General features: G+C 72.7%; 12 protein-coding genes. 4 read left to right on the forward strand and 8 right to left on the reverse strand.

The genetic code is table 11. From position 1 onward, the window contains the following. Positions 1-119 precede the first annotated feature (119 nt). A complete protein-coding gene (locus FNH04_RS11845; RefSeq protein ID WP_322722941.1) occupies positions 120-1,652 on the forward strand; it encodes a glycoside hydrolase family 3 N-terminal domain-containing protein in 1,533 nt (510 codons plus the stop codon). Positions 1,653-1,796: 144 nt separating this feature from the next. Here the strand turns inward: FNH04_RS11845 and FNH04_RS11850 are convergent, their stop codons facing one another. Further along, positions 1,797-3,095, reverse strand: a complete 1,299-nt coding sequence (locus FNH04_RS11850; protein WP_228031303.1) for a glycoside hydrolase 5 family protein — start codon at positions 3,093-3,095, stop codon at positions 1,797-1,799. 29 nt (positions 3,096-3,124) lie between these two features. On the opposite strand from FNH04_RS11850, the gene FNH04_RS11855 reads away from it, so the two are divergent. After that, positions 3,125-4,198: an N-acetylglucosamine kinase gene (locus tag FNH04_RS11855; RefSeq protein WP_152783229.1), complete on the forward strand. Its 1,074-nt coding sequence runs from the start codon at positions 3,125-3,127 to the stop codon at positions 4,196-4,198. Between the two features lie 47 nt (positions 4,199-4,245). After that, a complete protein-coding gene (locus FNH04_RS11860; RefSeq protein WP_152783231.1) occupies positions 4,246-6,696 on the forward strand; it encodes a glycoside hydrolase family 3 N-terminal domain-containing protein in 2,451 nt (816 codons plus the stop codon). On the opposite strand, the gene FNH04_RS11865 is transcribed toward FNH04_RS11860, so the two are convergent. The 6 genes from FNH04_RS11865 to FNH04_RS11890 all read right to left on the reverse strand — a co-directional run bounded on the left by FNH04_RS11865 (position 6,660) and on the right by FNH04_RS11890 (position 16,283). Beyond that, entirely contained in the window at positions 6,660-7,583 is a 924-nt protein-coding gene (locus tag FNH04_RS11865; protein WP_152783233.1) for a carbohydrate ABC transporter permease, read from the reverse strand. The genes FNH04_RS11860 and FNH04_RS11865 overlap by 37 nt on opposite strands. Beyond that, the gene (locus FNH04_RS11870) at positions 7,580-8,602 is read right to left on the reverse strand and encodes a carbohydrate ABC transporter permease (protein WP_152783235.1); all 1,023 of its coding nucleotides are present in this window, start codon (positions 8,600-8,602) and stop codon (positions 7,580-7,582) included. Before FNH04_RS11870 ends, FNH04_RS11865 begins: the two co-directional genes overlap by 4 nt. Next, positions 8,599-9,975, reverse strand: a complete 1,377-nt coding sequence (locus FNH04_RS11875) for an extracellular solute-binding protein (RefSeq protein ID WP_152783237.1) — start codon at positions 9,973-9,975, stop codon at positions 8,599-8,601. Before FNH04_RS11875 ends, FNH04_RS11870 begins: the two co-directional genes overlap by 4 nt. Positions 9,976-10,230: 255 nt before the next feature. Next, a complete protein-coding gene (locus FNH04_RS46500) occupies positions 10,231-10,962 on the reverse strand; it encodes a peptidyl-prolyl cis-trans isomerase (protein ID WP_194236641.1) in 732 nt (243 codons plus the stop codon). Continuing rightward, the gene (locus FNH04_RS11885) at positions 10,959-15,245 is read right to left on the reverse strand and encodes a glycoside hydrolase family 38 N-terminal domain-containing protein (protein ID WP_152783239.1); all 4,287 of its coding nucleotides are present in this window, start codon (positions 15,243-15,245) and stop codon (positions 10,959-10,961) included. Before FNH04_RS11885 ends, FNH04_RS46500 begins: the two co-directional genes overlap by 4 nt. A gap of 150 nt (positions 15,246-15,395) precedes the next feature. Next, entirely contained in the window at positions 15,396-16,283 is an 888-nt protein-coding gene (locus tag FNH04_RS11890; protein WP_152783241.1) for a MurR/RpiR family transcriptional regulator, read from the reverse strand. Between the two features lie 253 nt (positions 16,284-16,536). On the opposite strand from FNH04_RS11890, the gene FNH04_RS11895 reads away from it, so the two are divergent. Next, on the forward strand, positions 16,537-17,352 hold the full coding sequence (locus tag FNH04_RS11895) for a sugar isomerase domain-containing protein (protein WP_152783243.1): 816 nt from the start codon (positions 16,537-16,539) through the stop codon (positions 17,350-17,352). 6 nt (positions 17,353-17,358) lie between these two features. On the opposite strand, the gene FNH04_RS11900 is transcribed toward FNH04_RS11895, so the two are convergent. Next, the gene (locus FNH04_RS11900) at positions 17,359-20,946 is read right to left on the reverse strand and encodes a tetratricopeptide repeat protein (RefSeq protein WP_152783245.1); all 3,588 of its coding nucleotides are present in this window, start codon (positions 20,944-20,946) and stop codon (positions 17,359-17,361) included.

The raw sequence follows: 20,946 nt of genomic DNA on the forward strand, positions 1-20,946 counted from the left end.
GAGGGGTAGCGGGGGAGAAGCGGCCTTCCGGCCATGGTTGAATGATTCATCTTCTGGGATGAAACTGGTGGCTCACATCATCTGGTGTGGAGCGTCGCAGCGACCGGAGGACTCCTGAGGTGGCCCAGACCGAGCACGCGAACGAGCTTCCCGACCTGCCGGCCGACCTGGACGAGGCCGTCCACCGCTGCCTCGTCGCCGGGTTCGGGGGCGCCACGACCGTCCCCGACACCCTGAAGCGGCTCATCGACCGCGGCCTCGGCGGGGTCATCCTCTTCACCCGCAACGTGCGCGACGGGGACCAGGTTCGCGGGCTCACCGAGCTGTTGCGGACACTGCGCCCCGACCTCCTCGTGGCCATCGACAACGAGGGCGGCGGCATCGGGCACCTGGTGGGCGCGGGCGCGCCCGAGGTGCCGGGCAACTTCGCGCTCGGCGTGGCCGACGATCCCGAGCTGACCGCCCGCTGCGCCGACGCCCTCGCCGGGCATCTGACCTCGCTCGGCATCACCGTCTCGTACGCCCCCGTCGCCGACCTCCAGCACCAGCCGCACAACCCGATCGTGCGCACCCGCTCGTTCGGCGCCGATCCGGAGCTCGCCGCCCGCCATCTGCGCGCCTGGATCACGGCCACCGAGGCCCGTGGCGTGGCCTCCTGCGCCAAGCACTTCCCGGGGCACGGCGGCACCGTCACCGACAGCCACCACGACATGGCCGTCGACCCCCGCCCATACGACGAACTGGCCCGCGACGTCGAACCGTTCCGGGCCGCCGTCGCCGCGGGCGTGCCCATGCTCATGAGCGCGCACGTGGTCTTCCCGGCCCTGGACCCGGAGCGGCCCGCCACCCTGAGCCCGCGCATCCTGGAGGAACTGCTCCGTGGGGGCCTCGGTTTCGAGGGCGTCCTGGTCAGCGACGCCCTGGAGATGAAGGCCATCTCCGAGCGCTACGGCGAGGCGGCCGGGGCGCGGCTCGCCCTCGCCGCCGGGGCCGACCAGGTCATCGTCGCGGTCCCGGACCTCGGGGTCACCCTCGCCTGCCGGGACGCGGTGCTCCAGGCGTTGCGGGCCGGTGACCTGCCGGCGGAACGCGTCCTGGAGGCCGCGGGGCGGGTACGGCGGCTGGCCGAGCGGTACACCGCCGGGCCCGGCGTCCCTTCGGGCGTGGTCCGTGCGTGGGACTCCGGCGCGGGGCTGGAGGCCGCGCGCCGTGCCGTACGCGGCCGGGCCCTTCCCGCGCCCGCGCGGGGCGCCCATGTCGTCGACCTGTTCCCGCCGCCGCACCCCGCCCTCAACTGGGGCGGCGAGGACCTGCTGACCGAGGTGCGCGCCCTCGACCCCACGGCCACGGGGACGGCCGTCACCGAGGAGCCCCCGGATCTTGCCGGGTTCGTGGCCGAGGTGCTGGGAAGCGCCCAGGGATCGCCCCTGCTGGTCGCCACGTACGACGCCGGACTGCACCCCTGGCAGACGCGGCTCCGTGACGCACTGCTGGCCGGGCGGCCGGACACGGTGCGGGTGGACACGGGGCTGCCGGAACCGGGCGACACCGAGGACGGCGCGGGTGCGGAAGGCGCCTCGGGCGTCGTCTGCTCGTACGGGCGCGGGCGGGTGAACCTGCGGGCGGTGGCGGAGGTGCTCACGGGCGGGTGACCTCACCGCTCGCAGGTGGGTGACCGTCACCGCTCGAAGGTGGGTGACCCTCGAGCCTGCAGGCGGGTGACCCTCACTGCCTGCGGGCGGGTGACCCTCACAGCCCCGCTGCCGAGTGCCCGTCAACTCGCGGGCGGATCAGCCTCATTCCAGCCTCACGAGCTCCGTGATCCCCCGCGCCGCGAGGTACCCGGTGTCGTCCGCGCGCTCGGCGAGCACCACCGCCGGGCGGGCGCCCTCGGTGCGCAGCCGCATCCACGCCTCGAAGTACGCGCCGCCGGGCCCCGAGACGGACCGGGTGCCCGGAGTGCTGTCCAGGACCAGGGCCGTGGCCCGGGGTTCGGGCGACGGAGGCTTCGCGCGCAGTTCGGCGACGGTGTCGGCGAGCGCCGTGGCGATCGGCTTCGCCCGGCCGTCGGAGTCGAACAGGCCCAGCGTGTACTCCAGTTCGGGGTAGTCGGCCAGGGCGCGGTCCACATCGTGGGAGCACCACCACGTCACGCCCCACAGGCCCGCGCACCCGGCCGCGTTCAGCACGGTCGCGCGGGCGAACTCCGGTGCGTCGGCCGCCGGGACGTGCGGCTCGGGCGCGCCCGTCTCCTGGACCCACACGGGCCGGTCCACGTCCACGGCGTACGCCTTGGCGAGCTCCACTCCGTACTCGGCGAGGTGCAGCACCTGCGGGGAACGCGGCCCGTAGCGGCGCGCGCAGTCGCCGGAGAAGACCCACGGGTGCACGGTGGTCAGGTCGCCCTTGCGGGCGGAGGCCTCCGGGGTGAACGGGTGGTCGTCGCCGTACCAGGCCGCGTCGAACGCGGAGTGCGTGACCAGACGGCCGGGCACGGAACCGGAGAGCCCGTCCCGGGCCGCGGCGAGGAGGGTGTCGAGGTAGTGGTCCACCTGCTCGGGCGTCACCGGGTTGTGCTCGACCAGGTTGTTGAGCTCGTTGCCGAGCTGGAGGCCGATGAGGTTGGGCCGGCCGGCGAGGGCGCGGCCGAGGACCTGGAGCAGCCGCGCCTGGGCGGCGATGGCGTCGGGATCGGTGAACACGTTGCGGTGGTGCCAGGTGCGGGTCCACTCCGGGTAGAAGTCGAAGCTCGACAGATGACCCTGCACGCCGTCCACCATGACGTCGAGGCCCGTCTCGGCCGCCAGGTCGACGAGCCGGACGAGCTGGTCGACGGCGGTGGTGCGGACGAGGGTGCGGTTGGGCTGGAGGAGCGGCCAGAGGTGGAAGACCCGGACGTGGTCGAGGCCCAGCCCGGCTATCTGCGCCAGGTCCTCGCGGGCGTGGGCCGGGTCGAAGTCGTGCCAGGAGTGGAACCAGCCGCGGCGCGGGGTGTAGTTGACGCCGAAACGGAGGGGCGGGGCGGGGGGAGTACGGATGGGGTCCTCCTCGATGCGTGCGTGGAGGGGCTCCGACGGGAGATCGGGCTTGTCCATGGCGAATGTATCAACCACCATGGTTGCCGATGAGCAATGAATTGAACCAGGACCTCGTGGTCGGCCTGGACGCGGGCGGCACCCGCACCCGCGCCGTCCTGGCGACCGCCGGTGCCGAAGACGCCGGGAGGAACGACCGCCCGCTCGGCGAGGGCCTCGGGGGCCCGGGCAACGCCCTGACCGTCCCCGTGCCGCAGCTCACCGAGCACCTCGCCGAGGCCGTCGGCGGGGCGGTACCGAAGCGGTTGCGCGGCAGGGTCGTGGCCGTGACCGGCGGTTTCGCGGGCGCCACGGGCGCCGACCCGGACGAGCCCGGGCGGCTCAACGCCCTGGCCGCACTGACCGCCGCCCTGCGTGACCTGGGCATCGCGGCGGAGTCGGTCGGGATCAGCAGCGACATCGAGGCCGCGTTCGCCTCCGCCCCCGGCGCCCCCGCCGACGGCCTCGCACTGGTGGCGGGCACGGGAGCGGTGGCCGCCCGTATCTCCGGCCGCCGCTGCGCCGCCATCGTGGACGGCGACGGCTGGCTCCTCGGCGACGACGGCAGCGGCTTCTGGATCGGCCGCAGCGCGGCGCGGGCCGCCCTGCGCATGGCCGACGGCCGGGGCGGCCCCACGGTGCTGGCCGCGTCGGTGGGGCGCGCGCTGGGCCTGCCGGAGGAGGTCCTGCCGTACGAGGCCCTGCCGTACGAGGCCCTGCCGTACGAGGCCGGCGTCCTGCGGGACGAAAGGGGAGGTGCCGTCCCGAAGGAGTGGTCCCGGGCCCGGCGCGAGGCCTTCCGCAGGCATCTCCTGCCCACCGTGATGGCGCGACCGCCGATCCGGCTCGCCCGGCTCGCGCCGCTCGTGGCCGAGGCGGCGCAGGGCGGGGACGCTGTCGCCGCGGCGATCCTCGACCGGGCGGCGGACCGACTGGAGGAAAGCGTTCGCGCGTTGGAACCCCGGCCCGGCGAGCGGATCGTCGCCACCGGCGGACTGCTCGGCCCCGACGGCCCCCTGACGGCGCCTCTGACCGGTCGGCTCCAGGCCCTCGGCCTGACCCTCGACCACGTGGCGGACGGCTGCCGGGGAGCCGTGGCCCTCGCCCGCCTCGGAGCCACCTGACCCCCATCGGAGCTACCCGACCCCCCACACACGAAGGGACCGGCCGCATGCCGACTCCGGACCACGCGGCCGCCCCGGCCGAGCAGCGACCCGCGACCAGCACCCCGCCCTACCGGGACCCCACCGCCCCCGTCGGCACCCGTGTCCGCGACCTCCTCTCCCGTATGACCCTGCGCGAGAAGGCCGGTCAGCTCAACCAGCGCATGTACGGCTGGGACGCCTACCGCCGCACCCCCGACGGCGACTTCGAACTCACCGAGGCGCTGTACGCGGAGACCGAGCGCTTCGCGGGACTCGGCGCCCTGTACGGACTCCTCCGCGCCGACGCCTGGTCCGGTGTCGACCACGCCACCGGAGCGGGCGCGGCGCACGGCGCGGCCCTCGCCGACCTGGTGCAGCGTCACGTCATCGCGTCGAGCCGCCTCGGCATCCCGGCCCTGTTCGTCGAGGAGGTCCCGCACGGCCACATGGCGCTCGACGGCACGGTCCTCCCCGTCAACCTGGCCGTGGGGGCCACCTGGGACCCCGATCTGTACCGGCGTGCCGCCGCCCACGCCGCCGCCGAACTGCGCGCCCGCGGCGGGCACATGGCCCTCGTCTCCGCGCTGGACATCGCCCGCGACCCGCGCTGGGGCCGCACCGAGGAGTGCTTCGGAGAGGACCCGTACCTGGCCGCCCGGCTCACGGAGGCGCTCGTCCACGGCATGCAGGGGGAGGCAGGGGCAGCGGGAAAAGCAGGGGCAGCGGGAAAAGCAGGGGCAGCGGGAAAAGCAGGGGCAGCGGGAAAGGCAGGGGCAGCGGCCGAGGTCCGGGACGGCCTCTTCGCCGACGACAAGGCCCCCGTCGTGCTCAAGCACTTCGCCGGACAGGGCGCCACGGTCGGCGGCCGCAACTCCGCAGAGTCCGAGCTCGGTCTCCGGGAACTGCACGAGATCCACCTCCCCGCAGCCCGCGCCGGAGTCCGGGCCGGGGCCGCGGCCGTCATGGCCGCGTACAACGAGGTCGACGGCATGCCCTGCTGCGGCAACCGCGCCCTGCTGCACGGGCTGCTCCGCGAGCGCTGGGGCTTCGAGGGGCTGGTCATGGCCGACGGGCTCGCCGTGGACCGGCTGGCCCGGATCACCGGCGACAAGGTCTCCGCGGGCGCGCTCGCGCTGCACGCGGGCGTCGACCTGAGCCTGTGGGACGAGGGCTTCACCCACCTGGAGGAGGCGGTCGGGCGCGGTCTCGTGGGCGAGGACGCCGTCGACGCGGCCGTGGCCCGCGTGCTGAGCCTGAAGTTCCGCCTCGGCCTGTTCGAACGGCCGTACAGCGCCGACCGTTCGGCACAGGCGCAGGCGCCCTCACCCGCCCACGGACGCGCCCTGAGTACCGCTCTCGCCCGAGGCGCCGTCACCCTCCTCCACGACGACGGCGACGTCCTGCCCGTACGGCCCACGGTGTCCCGTATCGCCGTCCTGGGCCCGCACGCCGCCACCACCGCCCACCAGCTCGGCGACTACACCGCCCCGCAACGCCCCGGCACCGGGACCAGTGTCCTCGAGGGACTGCGCCGTCTCGCCCCTCCGGGTCTCGCCGTCCGCCACGCGCGCGGCAGCGCCCTCACCGGTGACGACCTCTCGGACATCCCCGAGGCCGTCGCCGCGGCGAGCGCCGCCGACCTGGCCGTCCTCGTCCTCGGCGGCAGCAGCGCCCGGACCGTGGACACGGACTTCGAGGCCAATGGGGCCGCGCGCACCGCCGTCTCCACGATGACCTGCGGAGAGGGCGTCGACCTCGCCGGGCTGCGGCTCGGCAGGGCCCAGCACGCGCTGCTGGACGCCGTCACCGCCACCGGTACACCGACCGTGGTCGTCCTGCTCCAGGGCCGCCCACACGCCGTTCCCGAGGCGGCGGACCGCGCGGCCGCGCTGCTCACCGCCTGGTACCCCGGCCCGTGGGGCGGCGACGCGATCGCCGAGGTGCTGTTCGGGCACGCGGAACCGGGCGGGCGGCTCCCCGTCTCCGTCCCGCGCTCGGTGGGCCAGCTGCCCGTCCACTACAACCACAAGGACACCGAGTACGGGTCGTACGCCGACGAGAGCGCCCGGCCGCTCTACTCGTTCGGGCACGGGCTGACGTACACGACGTTCGCGTACGGCCCGCCTCGCCTCGTCCGGCACACCGTCGAGGCCGACATCACCAACACGGGGCGACGGCGGGGCCGTACGGTCGCCCAGCTCTACGTCCGCCGACTGCTGACCCCGGTGTGGCCGCGCACCCTCGAACTGCGCTCCTTCCAGGGAGTGGAGCTCGCGCCGGGGGAGTGCCGCACGGTCACCTTCCCCCTCGGCGCCGGCCAACTGGCCCAGGTCGGCGCCGACCTGGAGACCGCGGTGCTGCCCGGCACGCTGGAGATCCGGGTCGCACAGTCGTCGCGGGCCGCGCTGACGGCCGTACCCCTCGTGCTGAGGACCGGCGGTCAGAACTTCACGGCCCCCGACGAGACGCCCTTGTAGAACCACCGCTGCGTGATGACGAACAGCACGAGCACGGGGACCAGGGAGATCACCGAGCCCGCCATCACCACCCGCTGGTCGTAACCGAACGACGAGGTCTGCAGCCGGGCCAGTCCCAGGGTGAGGGTGAGGTTCTCCTCGGAGCGCAGCACGATCAGCGGCCACAGGAAGTCGTCCCAGGCGGCGATGAAGGTGTTGATGGCGACGACCGACATCGAACCCAGGGCGCTGGGCAGATACAGATACCGGAAGCGCTGCCACTCCCCGGCCCCGTCGAGCATGGCCGAGTCCTCGATCTCGCGGGGGACGGCGAGGAACGCGGCCCGCATGACGAGGACGTTGATGGCGCCGACGAAGCCCGGGAGCCACACGCCGGCCAGGCTGTCGACCAGCCCCAGGTCCCTCACGCTCAGGAAGAGGGACACCATGATCGACTCGAAGGGGAACATCATCGAGGCGATCAGCAGCAGCCAGACCCCCTTCACGCCCCGCCACGCCGGCTTGGAGAGCATGTAGCCGGCCATGGTGGAGAACAGCAGCTGGCTGGTGAGCGACAGCGCCACCACGATCAGGCTGTTCCAGATGTACGTCGCCACCGGCACCTGGTCGAAGACCTGCTCGTACGCCCGCAGCGTCGGGTGCTGCGGCAGAAGGGTGGCGTTCGTGCCGAAGACGTCCTCCGTCGTCGACTTCAGCGAGGTCAGGAACTGCCACAGCAGCGGGCCGACGGTGATCGCCAGCACGAAGAGCAGCAGGAGATAGCGGACCACGAGCTCGCGGGGACGTCCGTAGTCCCGCCAGCGGAAGCGCCGCCGCGCGGGGCGCGGGGCGGCCGTGGTCTCCGTGGCGGTGGCGGTGTCCGTGGCGGTCGGGGTGCTCGTGGTCATTCCTCATCCCCCTTGGTGAGGCGCTGCGCCAGCAGCGTGAGGCCCAAGGTCAGTACGAAGAGGGCGACGCTGACCGCGGCGCCGTACCCGGCGTTGCCGCTCAGGGGGTCGAGCCCGACGTCGCGGATGTAGAAGGGCAGGGTGCGGGCCTGGCCGCCGGGGCCTCCGGTGGGGCTGCCGAGCATGTAGATCTCGGTGAACACCCGCAGCGAGCCGATGCCGGTCAGCACGCCGACCAGCAGCATCGTCTGCCGCACGCCCGGCACGGTGACGTGCCAGAAGCGCCGGACGGGGCCCGCGCCGTCCATGGCCGCCGCCTCGTGCAGGTCCCGCGGGACGTTTCCCAGCGCGGCGAGGTAGAAGATCATGTACCAGCCGAGCCCCTTCCACAGCGTCAGGCCCATCGCGGACAGCAGGATCAGCCACGGATCGGACAGGAAGGGGATGGCGTCCCTGATCAGATGCGCCTTCTCCAGCCAGGTGTTGACCAGCCCCTCGTCCTTGAGCAGCCACTGCCAGCTCAGTCCGACGACCACGCTGGAGGCGATCACCGGGGTGTAGAAGGCGGACCGGAAGAACCCGATGCCGGGCAGCCTCTTCTCCACCAGCACGGCGAGCAGCAGCGGCAGCAGCACCATCAGCGGCACCACGATCACCGCGTACAGCAGGCTGTTGCGGGTGGCCAGCCAGAAGTCGTCGTCGCCGAGCATGCGGGTGTAGTTGGACAGCCCCACGAAGTTCGCCGCGCCGCCGAGCGGTTTGGCGTCGGTGAACGACAGCACGACGGTGTTGAGGAACGGGAACACGCCGAAGGCCGCCGCGCACACGATGGCGGGGAGGGTCCACAGCCAGGGCAGCCACCAGCGGCGGTACAGGGCGGCGCCGTTGGCGCCGGGTGCGGGGCCGGGCCGCAGCGCGCGGCCCAGACGCCGTGTCCGGCCCGGGGCCGGGGCCGGTACGGCGCCGCTCGCCGCGTCCGGCCCGGCCACCGGCTTCTGGGTCTGTGTCGCCACGCTCAACTGCCCTGCTTCAGCAACTCGTCGGCCTTCTCCTGGGCGTCCTTGACCGCGTCCTCGGGGCTCTTCTTGCCCTGCATGGCCAGCTGCACCTCGGCCACGATCGCGTTCCGCTGCGGGTCGGAGAGGACGACCTCGTCGGCGGTGGCGGTCTTGAGCTGCTCGGCGACCACCTTGCGGGCCTCACCGAAGGGGTCGTCCCCGGTCACCTCGGTGAAGAACGGGTCCTCCAGCGACGCGGTGGTCGTCGGGAAGATCACGACATTCGGGTCCTTGCACCAGGCCGTCTGGTTCTCCGCGTTGGTGAGGAACTTCGCGAACGCCAGCGCGGTGGCGGCGTTCTCGCTGGTCGAGGCGACCCCGATGTACTGCGGGGCGCCGGAGGTGTGGCCGAGCTTGTCGAAGGGGTACTGGCCGACACCGGTCCTGTCGTAGACCGACGGGCTGTTCTGCTTCACGAAGCGCACGAAGCTGGGGTTCGTCGATCCGTAGGCCACCTGGCCGTTGCTGTAGGGGGTGGACGGGTCGTCGCTGGACGACAGCGAGTCCTTGGGCATCGCGCCGCCCTGGTAGAGCCTCTTCATCCAGGCGACCCACTCGGTGGTCCTGGGGTCGTCGGCGAAGACGAAGGACTTGCCGTCGTCGGAGTACACCTTGATGTCCATCTGCTGCCAGTCGGCGGGTATGCGCCAGATGGGGTTGGCCATCGTCGCGTAGTACTTGCCCTTGGCCGACTTGGCGATCTTCTCGTAGTCCTCGAACAGGCCGAAGATGGTCGTCGGCGGCTTCTTCGGGTCGATCCCGGCCTTTTCCAGCATCTCGGTGTTGTAGGTGAGGTTGACTCCGCCGGTGTACCAGGGCAGCACGGAGTGGATGTCGGAGCCCTTGGAGTCCTTCAGGGTGCTCGAGTCCCAGAACGCCGGGACGAAGGGCTTCCCCGCCCCGGGGTCCTTCTTGTCCAGGTCGAGCAGGTAGCCGGCCTTGGTGAGGGCGGTCGCGGTGACCTTGTTCAGGTTGATCACGTCGGGCAGGTCGCACGCCTGGGCGTTCGCGACGTTCCGCTCCGAGAACTTGGCGTCGCCCGGGTCGTCGATCCACTTGACGGACGTGCCGGGGTACTTCTTCTCGAACGCGTCGATCACTCCCTTGAAGAAGCCCCCGAAGTCCTTCTTCAAATTGGTGGTCTGGAAGGTGATGCCGCCCTTCACGTCGCCGGTGAGCTTGCCGGACCCGACGTTCCCCGCGTCCACCTTGCAGCTGCCCGCGGTGGCTTCCCCGTCACCGGAGCCGCCGCCGCCCGACAGGCCGCAGCCCGCGGCCGTCAACGACAGCACGACGAGACAGGTCAGGGATCCGGTGAGTCTTCTTGCGCGCATGGTTTGCCCTCCTGCGACGAGGTAGCTGCCGGTCTTGCCGGCCCGCTCGGTCCCGGCTGGTTCAATTCACCAACATCGATTCCGGTTGATGAAAATGTGGACCACAATTCATCGGAGGTCAATGGGGTGCCACGTTGCGTTTGGGTTCCGGCCGCGGTCGGTCCGCGGGCGGGGCGTGGTCGGTCCGCAGCCGAAGCCGGTCGAATCCCGGTCGAATCCCGGTCGCTCCACAGGCGGCGCGTGGTTGGCGCACGCCTAGTGCCGGTGCTCGTGGTCCGGGTGGGACGGGTCGCCCGGGTGCTCGTGACCGGTCGCGTACACCACTCCGGCGCGGGCCCGGTCGAGCCAGGCGAAGAAGGTCCGATGTCCCGCCGCCCGCCGCAGGTCGCGCTCGATGTCCTCACGGACGTCCTCGTACGGCAGGACGTCGGCCGGCGCGAGCCCGTCGGGGCCGAAGGGGTCGACGCCCCGACGGAGGGCCTCGGGAGTGAGGAAGCGGTCCCGGTTGCGGTCGTAGTAGTCCCGCACGGCCCCCTCCGGTATCTCCTGCTCCCCCTCGAACACGTCAAGCAGGACGCGGGCGGCCGGGGAGTGGGAGAGCACCGCCGCGACGATGCTGCCCAGGTCGGCGACGTCCGCCTCCGCCACGGCGAGCACCTGGGACGGCGCCACCTCCTCCGGGACCCTCAGGCCCCGCCCGCGGCAGGCCCGGCGGGCCAGTTCGTCCGCGACCACGACCTGGGTCGCCCAGCGCCGCCGTTGCCGCTCGGCCCGGGCGAGGGCCTCGGGACGGGTCTCCCGGTCGCGCGGTGGGACGACCTCCAGGAACGCGTCCACCCGGGCACGGGCGAGTGCCTCGCCGTGGACAAGGGCGGCGGCGCCTTCGGGAGGGTCCGTCCGCGGGTGCGGGTGCGGGTACGGGTGCGGGTGCGAATGCGAGTGGGCGTGCGCGTGTGAGCGGAGGTGCGCCGAAGGGAGCCCGCTCATGGCGTCACCTCCAGCGTGACGGCCTCCGTGTAGGCCACGTTGCCGTGCCACGCCACCTTCGCCATCAGCCAGTACGACCCCGGCGGCACGGCCCCGCCGTCCACCTCGATCACGCACGCGGCCTCCTCCCCGGCGCCCACCGTGAACCCCTGACAGCCCGGGGCCACACCCGCCCAGGTGCCCCAGGACGACACGGCCCACAGGGTGCCGCTCACGGGCCCCCGCGTGGTGTTCCGTACGGTCACCGGGACCCGGACGCGCTCACCCCGCCGCACGGTCACGCGCTCGGCGCCGAGCCGGGACACGAGGGTGGGCCCGGTACGCCCGTCCGGCTCGCCCTCCGGTACGGCACCCGGCACGTCCAGGGCGACGACGTCCTCGTACGCCTGTCCGCCGTACTCCAGACGCGCGGCGAGCCAGTGCCGGCCGGGCGCCGCGCCGGGCGGGGGCGTGACGGTCACCTCGGCGACGGTGAACCCGCCGGGGCCGAGCGCGTAGGGCAGCCCGGCGGGCTCGACGGACCAGCCGGGCGGCGCCGTGAGGGCCACGGTGCCGGACACGGGCGCGTCGGTCAGCTCCGAGCCCACCCGGACGGTCGCGGTGACGGGACGGCCCCCGGATGCCGTGAGCGCCGTGGGCGAGAGGTACACCGAGACGGGCATGTTGCCGCGCGGGGCCGGTCCGGAGTTGTGCAGCCAGTAACGGGTGTGGACGGGCTGGGCGGGCTCGTGGGCGGCGGTACCGGGACCGCCCGAGTGCCGCGCCCCGTCCGGTTTGGCCAGGACGGTGGCGACCTCGAAGCCGGTCAGCCGGGCTCCGAGGCCGCCGTCCCCGTCCGGGGTGAGGAGTTCCCCGGGCGTCTCCAGGACATCGGCGCGAGCGCCCTCCGTCCACGCCACCGGTCCGCGCACCCGCGCCCGGACCGGACGGCCGTTCACCTCGTGCATCCGTACGACGACCCCGCGGCCCGGATCCGCGGGCGCCACGCTGCCCCGGGCCAGCGGCGAGCCGGCCGGCTTGAGCGCGTCGAGAAGGACCTCGCCGGCGGGCTCGAGGCCCAGCAGGGTCGCCTTCCGGGGCAGGACGGCGTCCCGGCCCGGGCCCGGGCCCCGCCGCAGGCGTGCCGTGAGCGGGTGGTTGAACGCCTGGCCGGCCTGCGGCAGCCGCAGCTCCCGCCAGTCGCCCTCACCCGCGACGACGGCGTACTCGAAGGTGTGGGACCACCGCTGGAGCTGGAACCCCGAGCCGTCGGGGGCCGTACGGCGCGGCGGGTCGATCCAGATGCCGGACGGCCAGCCGGTGCACGAGCGCATCAGCGACATGTAGAGGTCACCGGAGGCGGTGACCACACACCCGGGCGTCCCGCGGTTCAGGACGGCGAACCCGCGCCCGTCCCAGGAGTCACCCGGCGGCAGCGCCTCGCCGCCGCCCGCGGCCGTGGCCGTGACGGTCGCGTCGTCGAGGTCGGCGATCAGCGCGTCCACCGCCTTGGCATCGTCCTCGGGGCGGGCGCCCGCCACCACGAGCAGCGGCAGCCGCTCCAGATCGCGCAGGTCCGCCCCGGGCACCCACTCCTCCCGCAGCGACGCGCGCGGCGCCACCCACACGGCCGCCACACCCCGCTCGGCCAGCTGCCGCCTGAGCTCGCGCCCGGCCGCGGGGTCCCAGCCGAGGGCCTCGGCGACCAGGGAGTTGCGCTCGGGGGCGCCCACGGCGATACGGATGTCCGGGAGGTTGGAGTCGACCTCCAGGTCGCCGTAGCGCTGCCCTCCGGCGATCGTCGAGGTCGCCGTGACGCCCGCGCGCACGAGGGCCGCCGCGAGCGGGGTGCCCAGCTCACCGGCCTCGTCCCAGGTCCCGTACACGAGCTCGGCGACCCCGATGGAGCGGTGCCCGAGGAGCGTGCCGGAGTCGTCGTGGACCGCGACCCGCGCCGTGGATCCCAGCCCGAACCAGGTGTTGGCCGGGTTGTCCAGCGTCCACGGGAACCGCTCGCTGTCCACCTCCACGAACCCGAACCCGCGCCCGATGACCGCGTCCGCCACCTCGTGCACGGGCAGCCCGCCCCGCACATCCGACGGCCACCGCACCCGGATCAGCCGGTCGGCGCCGTCGTAACCGTCGATGGTCGTGGACACATCCAGCCGGTCGACACCGGTCCAGAGCGTCAGCCGCTGGGTGCAGCGGAAGAGCCCGAGGTCGGCGGTGACGGTGATCCGGGAGCCGGCGGGGGAGTGTTCGACGGTCGTTTCGGCCGTCACCTCCCCGCTGCGGGCCACGGTGGTGCCGGTCGGGGTGAGGTGCCACGGGCCCTCGCCGAAGCGCGGATGCCTCGGGTACTCCTCCTGCACGACCAGCTCGTTGCCGATGTCCCCGGCGCGCAGCAGCTCCCGGCCGCCCTCCGCCAGCGCGCGCAGACTGCTCACGCCCCCACCGCGCGCCGGGTCGACGGTCAGCTCGTAGAACTCGTTGCGGATGGTGGTGCCCTCGCCGGGCGTCCACCCGGGAACGGTGCCCTCGGCCAGGGGGAGCGCCTTGAGGCCGAGGCCGGGGACCCCCGGGACGACGACACGGAGGGCACCGTCCTCGCGGACGGCGGGGAGGGGGAGTCCGGTGTCGTCCAGCGGTACCAGCCCCGGATCCCCGACGGTCAGGACGTCCCGCCGCTCCCAGGTCGAGGAGTTGAGCACGACGAGATCGGGGCCGCCGCCGGGCAGCGGGGTGACCTGGTCGGCGAGCGCCTGGGTGGCGTCGGCGTGGACGGTCTCGGCGAGGTCGTACAGCTCCCGCCATCCCGTCAGCAGGTCGATGTAGACCTGGTCGGACTCGGAGCCGGTGATGGCGTCGTGGTGCGCGCCGTAGACGAGCTGCCGCCACGCCTTGTCGAGCGCGGCGTCCGGGTACGGGCGCCCCGTGACGAGGGACGCGAGCGTCGCCCAGGCCTCGGCGTCGGAGAGCAGCGTCTCGCCGTACCGCTGGGCCTGCTTGGTGTCGATGTACGAGACGTCCTTGCCGGTGTAGACGGGGTTCATGTCCCGTGTCTGCGGCGAGGCCCTGCGCCCCTCGGCGTCCAGTTCGGCCCGCACGGCGGCGAAGAAGTCGCGCGGTACGGCACTGATGAAGCGCGGCCAGACGTAGCGGGCGTTCCAGTCCCGGTGGATGTCCATCACCCAGCGGCACGGCGGCGCGTAGTCCCCGCCCACCGGGAGCAGCACGTTGCGGGTGAGCGCGACCTGCTTGAGCCCCTTGAAGAGCTTGAGTGCGGCGGCCTCGGCCTCGGGCAGGGTCGGCGCGTTGTCGATGGCCCAGCCGGCGCCGTAGTGGTTGACCATGTAGGCGGTGAGCAGGCCGCGCCCGGACGGGGCGATCCAGCTGAACTCGGCGGGGAACTGCATCCGGTTCGGATCCCGCGGTTCCTCGCCGAACACGGAGAGCGTGGGCCCCCACTGGTGGAACGGCCCGCGCGCCCAGGAACTGGAGGAGAGCCCCGCGTCCGCCATGAGCCCCGGGAACTGCGGATCGTGCCCGAACGCGTCCAGCTGCCAGGCGGTCTCGGGCGAGGCCCCGAGGATCGCGCGCTGGAACCCGTCCCCGTACACGGCGTTGCGTACGGTCGCCTCGGCGCCGGTCAGATTGGTGTTGGGCTCGTTGTAGGTGCCGCCCATGATCTCGACGCGGCCGGTCCGCAGCAGCTGGCGCAGGAAGGCCCGCTCCTCGGGGAAGGCGTCCCAGTACGGCTTGAGGTAGTCCACCTCCGCGAGCACGAAGGTGTACGCGGGGTCGCGCCGCGCCAGATCGCAGTGAGCCCGGACCAGGCTCATCCCGGACTGTCCGCGCGAGTCGAACGTGCGGGCGGGCAGTCCTGTGGTCGCCGGGTCGTCGGCGATGTCCCAGGTCTCGGTGTACGCGCCCTGGGTGTTCCACCAGACGGGGTCGTAGTGGAAGTGGCTGACCATGAACATGGTCCAGCCGGGTTCGGCGACGGTGAAGTCCCCGCTGCCGTGGGCCCGTTGAGCCAGGTCCTCGACGTCCACGGCGGTGACCGCGACCTCGTGGCGCTCACCGGGTACGAGAGCGCCGGTCATGGGGATCTCGACGCGTACGGTGCCGTCCTCGCCGACGGTGGCCGACGTCTCCCCGGTGCTGCGCACGCCCCCCGGAGCGGCGGCGGTGAGGCGGACCGTACGACCGGGGACATGGCCCACCTCGGCCACCAGCACCTGGTGCGGCCGCTCGGCGGTGCCGACGAACAGCTCGGTCGACTCGACTGAGGTGACGCGCATGGGTCTCCTACGAGGCTCGGCGAAGGCCCATCCTGGCACCGGAAAGATGGTTCAAACAACCATGCATAACGTTCATTGGTGGTTCATCCATGCAGTTCCGGGCAGGGAAAAGCCGCCCGGCGCGGGGCCGGGCGGCTTCGGGGGTGCCCGTTATGGCCGGGCTCGGCGGGACTTCACCGCATGCTGCCCGGCGATGTGGTCGGTCAGGGCCAGGGAGGCGCTCGCGCGCTGGTACGACAGCTGTGCGACCCGCACGTACAGGCAGTCGATGAGCACCAGTACCGAGTGCCGGGCGCCGACGATGCTCGTGGGGAAGCTGGTCTCCGACGAGGACGAGATGAGCCGGATGTCGGCGGCCCGGGCCAGCGGTGAGCGCGGGTCGGTGGTGAGGGCCACGGTGGTGGCGCCGCGCTCCTTGGCCAGTTCGAACGGCTCGATCGTCTCCCGCGTGGCACCCGACTGCGAGATGCCGATGGCGACGTCGGCCGGGGTGAGCAGCGCGGCGGAGGTGGCCGCGCCGTGCACCTCGGTCCAGCCGCGCACCGAGCAGCCGATGCGGAAGAGGCGGGTCTCGGTCTCCTGGGCCACCGCGCCGCTGCCGCCCACGCCGTACACGTCGACACGGCGGGCGCGGGCGACGGCCTGAGCCGCGCGCTCCAGCGCGTCCAGGTCGATCCGGTCGATCGTCTGCTGGACCGCGCGCAGGTCCGCGGTGCCGATGACCTGGACGACCCGTTCGAGGTCGTCGTCCGGGTGGATGTCGGGGCCGATCTCGGCGGTTCCCCACTCGGAGACCTCGCCGCGGCCGCGCTCCTGGGCCAGCTCGATCAGCAGGTGCTGGTAGGAGTCGAGCCCGATGGCGCGGCAGAAGCGGGTGACCGTCGCCTGCGAGGTGCCGGTGCGGCGGCCCAGCTCGGCGGCCGAGACGTGGGTGACGGCGGCCGGATCCTCCAGGATCAGCTCGCCCACCTTCCGGAGGGAGCCGGCCAGGCGGGGCAGCTCGGTGCGGATCAGAGTGGTGACATCCGTCGGGGGCATGCGGTACCCGGTCTCCTTGGCGCTGAGTGGTGCGTGGTGCTCTGCGTTCTGCTCTCGGTGCTCGGTGCTCGGTGCTCGGTGCTCGGTGCTCGGTGCTCGGTGCTTTTGTGCAGGGCAGCGCAGTGAGAATGTACCAGCCACCGTTGAGGAGGCAGGTTGAAATTCAGGACCGAAGGGCGGAAGGGCCGGGAGGGGTCGAAAGGGGGCCCATTGCCCGGGGTCCCGCGCGTGTGATTTATTGATTCACCGAGCGATGTGGTTGAGGTGGTTCAATCCACCGGTGGGGAGTGTTCGCGTGACCGTGGACTCTGTGGACTCCGTCAGCGCCGAGGGCTTCGCGCGCGCGAGCCTGGCCGTTCTCGGCCGCGTCACCGACGCAGCCCGCGCCGAGGTGCGGCGGGCGGCGGAGCTGATCGCGGACTGCGTGCGCGCGGACGGCGTCGTCCAGGCCTTCGGCACCGGACACTCGCAGGCCGTCGTGCTCGAGGTCGCGGGCCGCGCCGGCGGACTCGTCCCCACCAACCGGCTGTCCATCGCCGACCTCGTCCTCTATGGAGGCGACGACCCGAGCGCCCTGGACGACCCCCTGCTGGAGCGCCGCTCCGGTGTGGCCGCCCGGATCTACGACCTGGCCGCACCACGCCCCGAGGACCTGTTCGTCATCGTGTCCAACTCGGGCGTCAACAACGTGATCGTGGAGATGGCGCTGCACGCCAAGGACCGGGGCCACCGCGTCCTCGCCGTCACCTCGCTGACCCACACCCACGCCGTCCCCGCCTCCCACCCCAGCGGCCGGAAGCTCGCCAACATCGCCGATGTCGTCCTGGACAACGCGGCCCCGCGCGGTGACGCGCTCCTCGGGCTCCCCGGCGGCGGAGCCGTCGGCGCGCTGTCCACCCTGACCGGCGTGATGCTGGTCCAGATGGCCGTCGCCGAGGCCGCCGCGCATCTCCTCGCCACCGGTGACCGCCCGCCGGTGTACGTCTCGGCCAACGTGCCCGGCGGCTTCGAGGGCAACCTGGAGCTGGAGAAGCGGTATGCGGGGCGGATCCGGCGCACCGCGAGCTGACAGGGCTCACCAACCGGCGGCGCTCGCCGTCCGGTCTTCCGCGATCCTCCTCCGGACCTCGTCGACGGTGTCCGAGTCGGCTCCCGTGTCCGCCAGGATCTCCAGAGCCTCCTGCCAGTGAGCCACCGCGGACCTCTTGTCGCCGCTCACCGACAGCGTCTCGGCGAGATTGAGCAGTGATGTGGCCAGGCCCGGGCGGTCGCCGCTGTCGCGGCAGATGGCCAGGTCCTGGCGGATGGCCTGTGCGGACTCCTCGTACCGGGAGAGAGCGCGGAGGCTGACGCCCAGATTGTTCAGCGCCCGGCCCTGCCTGGCCAGGTCGCCCACGCTCCCGAACGTGGCGGCCGCGTGCCGGAGCACGACAACGGACTCCTCCAGCCTCTCCGCGTCCTTCAGACGGATCCCTGCCTGGTTCTTGAGCCAGGCCCCCCACTCGCGCAGTCCCGCGTCATCCAGGAGAGCCGCCGCCTTCACCAGGACGTCGCCCGCCGAACCGGGGTCGGTGATCGGCTTCTCCGCGCTGAGCGCACAGGCGATTTGGTGTGCCACCGCGTTCGGCTCGTCGGAGTCGGGTATCCCGCTGTACAGCACTGCCGCGCGGACATGATGCATGACCGCACCACCGTGCTGCTTCGTCCTGTCGAGGCAGATGGCGACGTTGTTCACCATCCCTGCTTCGTGGGCGCGTTCGTCCAGCGCTCCGGCGCACACGACACCGCGTTCACTGATGCCCAGCAGCCGGGCGAAGTCGCCTGTTTTCTGGAGGTCCCTGCCGGCCTCCGACAGGGCGGCGAGTTCCCGTTCCGTGTTGCCGAGCCCGTGGCAGAGCTTCGCGACGCTGTCCCAGATGCCGGCCGACTCCGTGTGACGTCCTTCCTCGCGGAGCCTCGCCGCCAGATTGACGGAGGCGCTGATCTCCAGGTGCGCGGCGCCGCACTCGCGGAACAGCTCGACGGCCCGCCGCAGGGCGGCGTACGAGGCTTCGTGATCGCCGATGTCCGCGAGCGCGTTCCCCAGGTTGTTGAGGGAGAAGGCCTCGCGATAGCGGTCTCCCGCCCGCCGGAACGCCGCAGCCGTCTCGTGGTGGGTGTCGATCGCCTGCCGCGGAAGGTCGAGGAGGCGCAGAGCGTTGCCGAGGTTGATCAGGGCGAAGCCCTTCCGCTCGAGATCGCCTGCCTCGTCCAACAGCCGTGCCGCGGCCCGGGACTGCGAGGCGGCCTCCTTGAGCCGGCCGGCGTGACGCAGGGCCGAGCCCAACGCCAGACGGACGGATCCCTCGGATGCGGGGTCGTCACGCACGGCTCCGAGTTCGGACCGGAGCACGGTCACCGCGTCCTCCGGTCTGCCCGCGCTGACCAGCGCGTGGGCGTGGGCGCACAGTGTCTGAAGGGCCACCTCCTTGTCGGACCCTCCCTTCGTCACGTTCATCGTCCTGCGGGTGAGGTCGACCAGTTCCTCACCCCACTCCTGATGGACGAGATACTCGCCCAGGAACCGGACCAGGTTGACGGCCGCGTACTCGCGCCGCACGGAGCAGGCCCGCATCCCCGCGGCAAGGATGTTGCTCCGCTCCGTATAGAGCCAGGTCATGGCTTCCTTGGTACTGGAGAACCCTTCCCCGGGTGACGCCCCCCGCGCCCCGGACACGGACCGCCACACGGCCTGCGCCCGCAGCACATAGAAGACGAGCAGCCGGTCGAGGGCCGCGGCCGACTCCGCGGACCGCTTCTCGGCCTGTTCCAGCGCGTAGATGCGGACCAGGTCGTGCATGGTCCACGTGTCGGACGCCCCGGCGGCGGTCCCCCGCTCGATGAGGTGCGCCCCGGCCAGAGACCGCAGGATCCGGCGGGCGACGGTGGGCGACCGCTCGATGACCGCCGCCATGGCGGCGGTGGAGACATGGGGGCCGGGATTGACCGACATCAGACGGAACACCCTCGCCTGGTCGGACGTGAGGTGCCGCAGCGACAGGTCGAAGGCGGCACGCACCGGCGCGCTCATGCCGTCGGAGGAGAGCCCGTCGAGGCGCATGCGCGTGTCGGCGAGTTCCTCGGCCAGTTCGCCCGGCGACAGACGGAGCTCCGAGCGGAGCAGCGAGGCGATGGTCCGCAGCGCGAGCGGAAGTCCACCGCACAGCTCCGCGAGCCGGACGGTGTCCGGGCTCTCCGTACGGAAGCGCTCGTCCTCCGGGCGCGCCACGCGCAGGCACGCGTCGACCAGCGAGACCGACTGCCGCGAGTCGAGCACTCCCAGCCGCAGGTGCCTGGCGTCGAGATCGGCGAGATCGTGGCGAGAGGTGATCACCATGCGATGACGGGAGTCACCGGGAAGGAGCGACGCCACCTGGTCGGCGGTCGACACGTCGTCGAGCACGACCAGGACGGGGGCGCCGGCCCGGTCCAGTCCGGCGAGCCGGTCGTGCCACAGAGCCGTCAGGTCCTCCCGGCCGCTCGCCAGGCCGGCGACACCGAGCGCGTCCAGCAACCGCCCGGCGAGGACCGCGGCCTCCGTACCTCCGTTCGGCCCGTAGCCGTGGGCCTCCAAAAAGATCACGCCGCCGCCGAACCACCCTCGGTGGCGCGCCGCGTGAGCCACGTGAAGAGCCAGCGCCGTCTTGCCGACGCCCGCCATCCCCACCAGCAGTGAGGTCGTCGTGGGGATCGTCCCCGGGCGGTGGACATCGAGAAAGCCCAGCAGGTCCCGGACCTCCTCGTCCCGACCGGTGAACGTGGCGGCGGCCGGCGGCAGCCGGGAGGGAGCGACGGGAGCGGGACCGGCGCCACGGGCGGTGGCATCAGGGCCGTCGACGCCCGCCGAGAGTTCCGTGGTCGTGTCTGCCGCCGAGGTGGGCCAGACGAGCAGGGCACCACCGACCGGCGCTGCACCGTCGACGGGCTTCCGCTCCTCCAGGGCCGGCCCCGAGATGCTTTCGAGCTGCGGCGGCCCGCCACCATGGTCGTTCAGGAAGGAGACGAACTCCGTGCCGCCCGCGAAGGCGTACGACGGCCAGGCGTGCAGACGCCTGTTCTCGAACTCGGCGTCGTCCCGGACCACCACCCCGACCAGCGCGCCCCGGCAGAAGACAGCCGCCCCCGACACCCCGGACCAGGCCCGCGCCCCATCGGGACGAGGCCGCGGAGCGGCGGCCTGGTCCAGGACGAGCAGCCCCTCCGGAGCCGTCGACAGGGGAGCGAGGTCGCCGCGGAGCTGCTCCACATGGCGTTCGCCGTCGATGTACTCGGCCAGGAGGGGATATCCCAGGGCGTCGTACGGCAACGGCCGATCGTCCCTGATCCGTCCCCACCTGACCGGTTCCGCGCCGGACCAGTGGACGCCCGTGCTCAGCCACACCAGCGCGACGTCCCCCTTCGCGGGGTCCGTCCAGCAGACCTCGCCGTCGCGCCGGACCAGCGGTGCGTGCCGGGTGTGCCCCACCCGTACGTCGATACGGTCGTACGCGCGGCCGGTGCCGGGATCGACGACGGTGTGGCGGGCGGTCAGGACCAGCTGCGGGGCGATCAGATAGCCGGAGCCGTAGGAGTGCGAGCTTGTCGCGTCCCCGGCACGGATGTCCGCCAGCCGCTGCGGCTGCAC

The organism is Streptomyces phyllanthi (assembly GCF_009377205.1).
Lineage (GTDB): Bacteria > Actinomycetota > Actinomycetes > Streptomycetales > Streptomycetaceae > Streptomyces > Streptomyces phyllanthi.

What these genes read in the sequence shown, in the direction of transcription:
- FNH04_RS11850 (WP_228031303.1), bottom strand. Translation starts at nt 3,095, where the DNA reads ATGGACAAGCCCGATCTCCCGTCGGAGCCCCTCCACGCACGCATCGAG.
- FNH04_RS11855 (WP_152783229.1), top strand. Translation starts at nt 3,125, where the DNA reads ATGAGCAATGAATTGAACCAGGACCTCGTGGTCGGCCTGGACGCGGGC.
- FNH04_RS11860 (WP_152783231.1), top strand. Translation starts at nt 4,246, where the DNA reads ATGCCGACTCCGGACCACGCGGCCGCCCCGGCCGAGCAGCGACCCGCG.
- FNH04_RS11865 (WP_152783233.1), bottom strand. Translation starts at nt 7,583, where the DNA reads ATGACCACGAGCACCCCGACCGCCACGGACACCGCCACCGCCACGGAG.
- FNH04_RS11875 (WP_152783237.1), bottom strand. Translation starts at nt 9,975, where the DNA reads ATGCGCGCAAGAAGACTCACCGGATCCCTGACCTGTCTCGTCGTGCTG.
- FNH04_RS46500 (WP_194236641.1), bottom strand. Translation starts at nt 10,962, where the DNA reads ATGAGCGGGCTCCCTTCGGCGCACCTCCGCTCACACGCGCACGCCCAC.
- FNH04_RS11885 (WP_152783239.1), bottom strand. Translation starts at nt 15,245, where the DNA reads ATGCGCGTCACCTCAGTCGAGTCGACCGAGCTGTTCGTCGGCACCGCC.
- FNH04_RS11890 (WP_152783241.1), bottom strand. Translation starts at nt 16,283, where the DNA reads ATGCCCCCGACGGATGTCACCACTCTGATCCGCACCGAGCTGCCCCGC.
- FNH04_RS11895 (WP_152783243.1), top strand. Translation starts at nt 16,537, where the DNA reads ATGTGGTTGAGGTGGTTCAATCCACCGGTGGGGAGTGTTCGCGTGACC.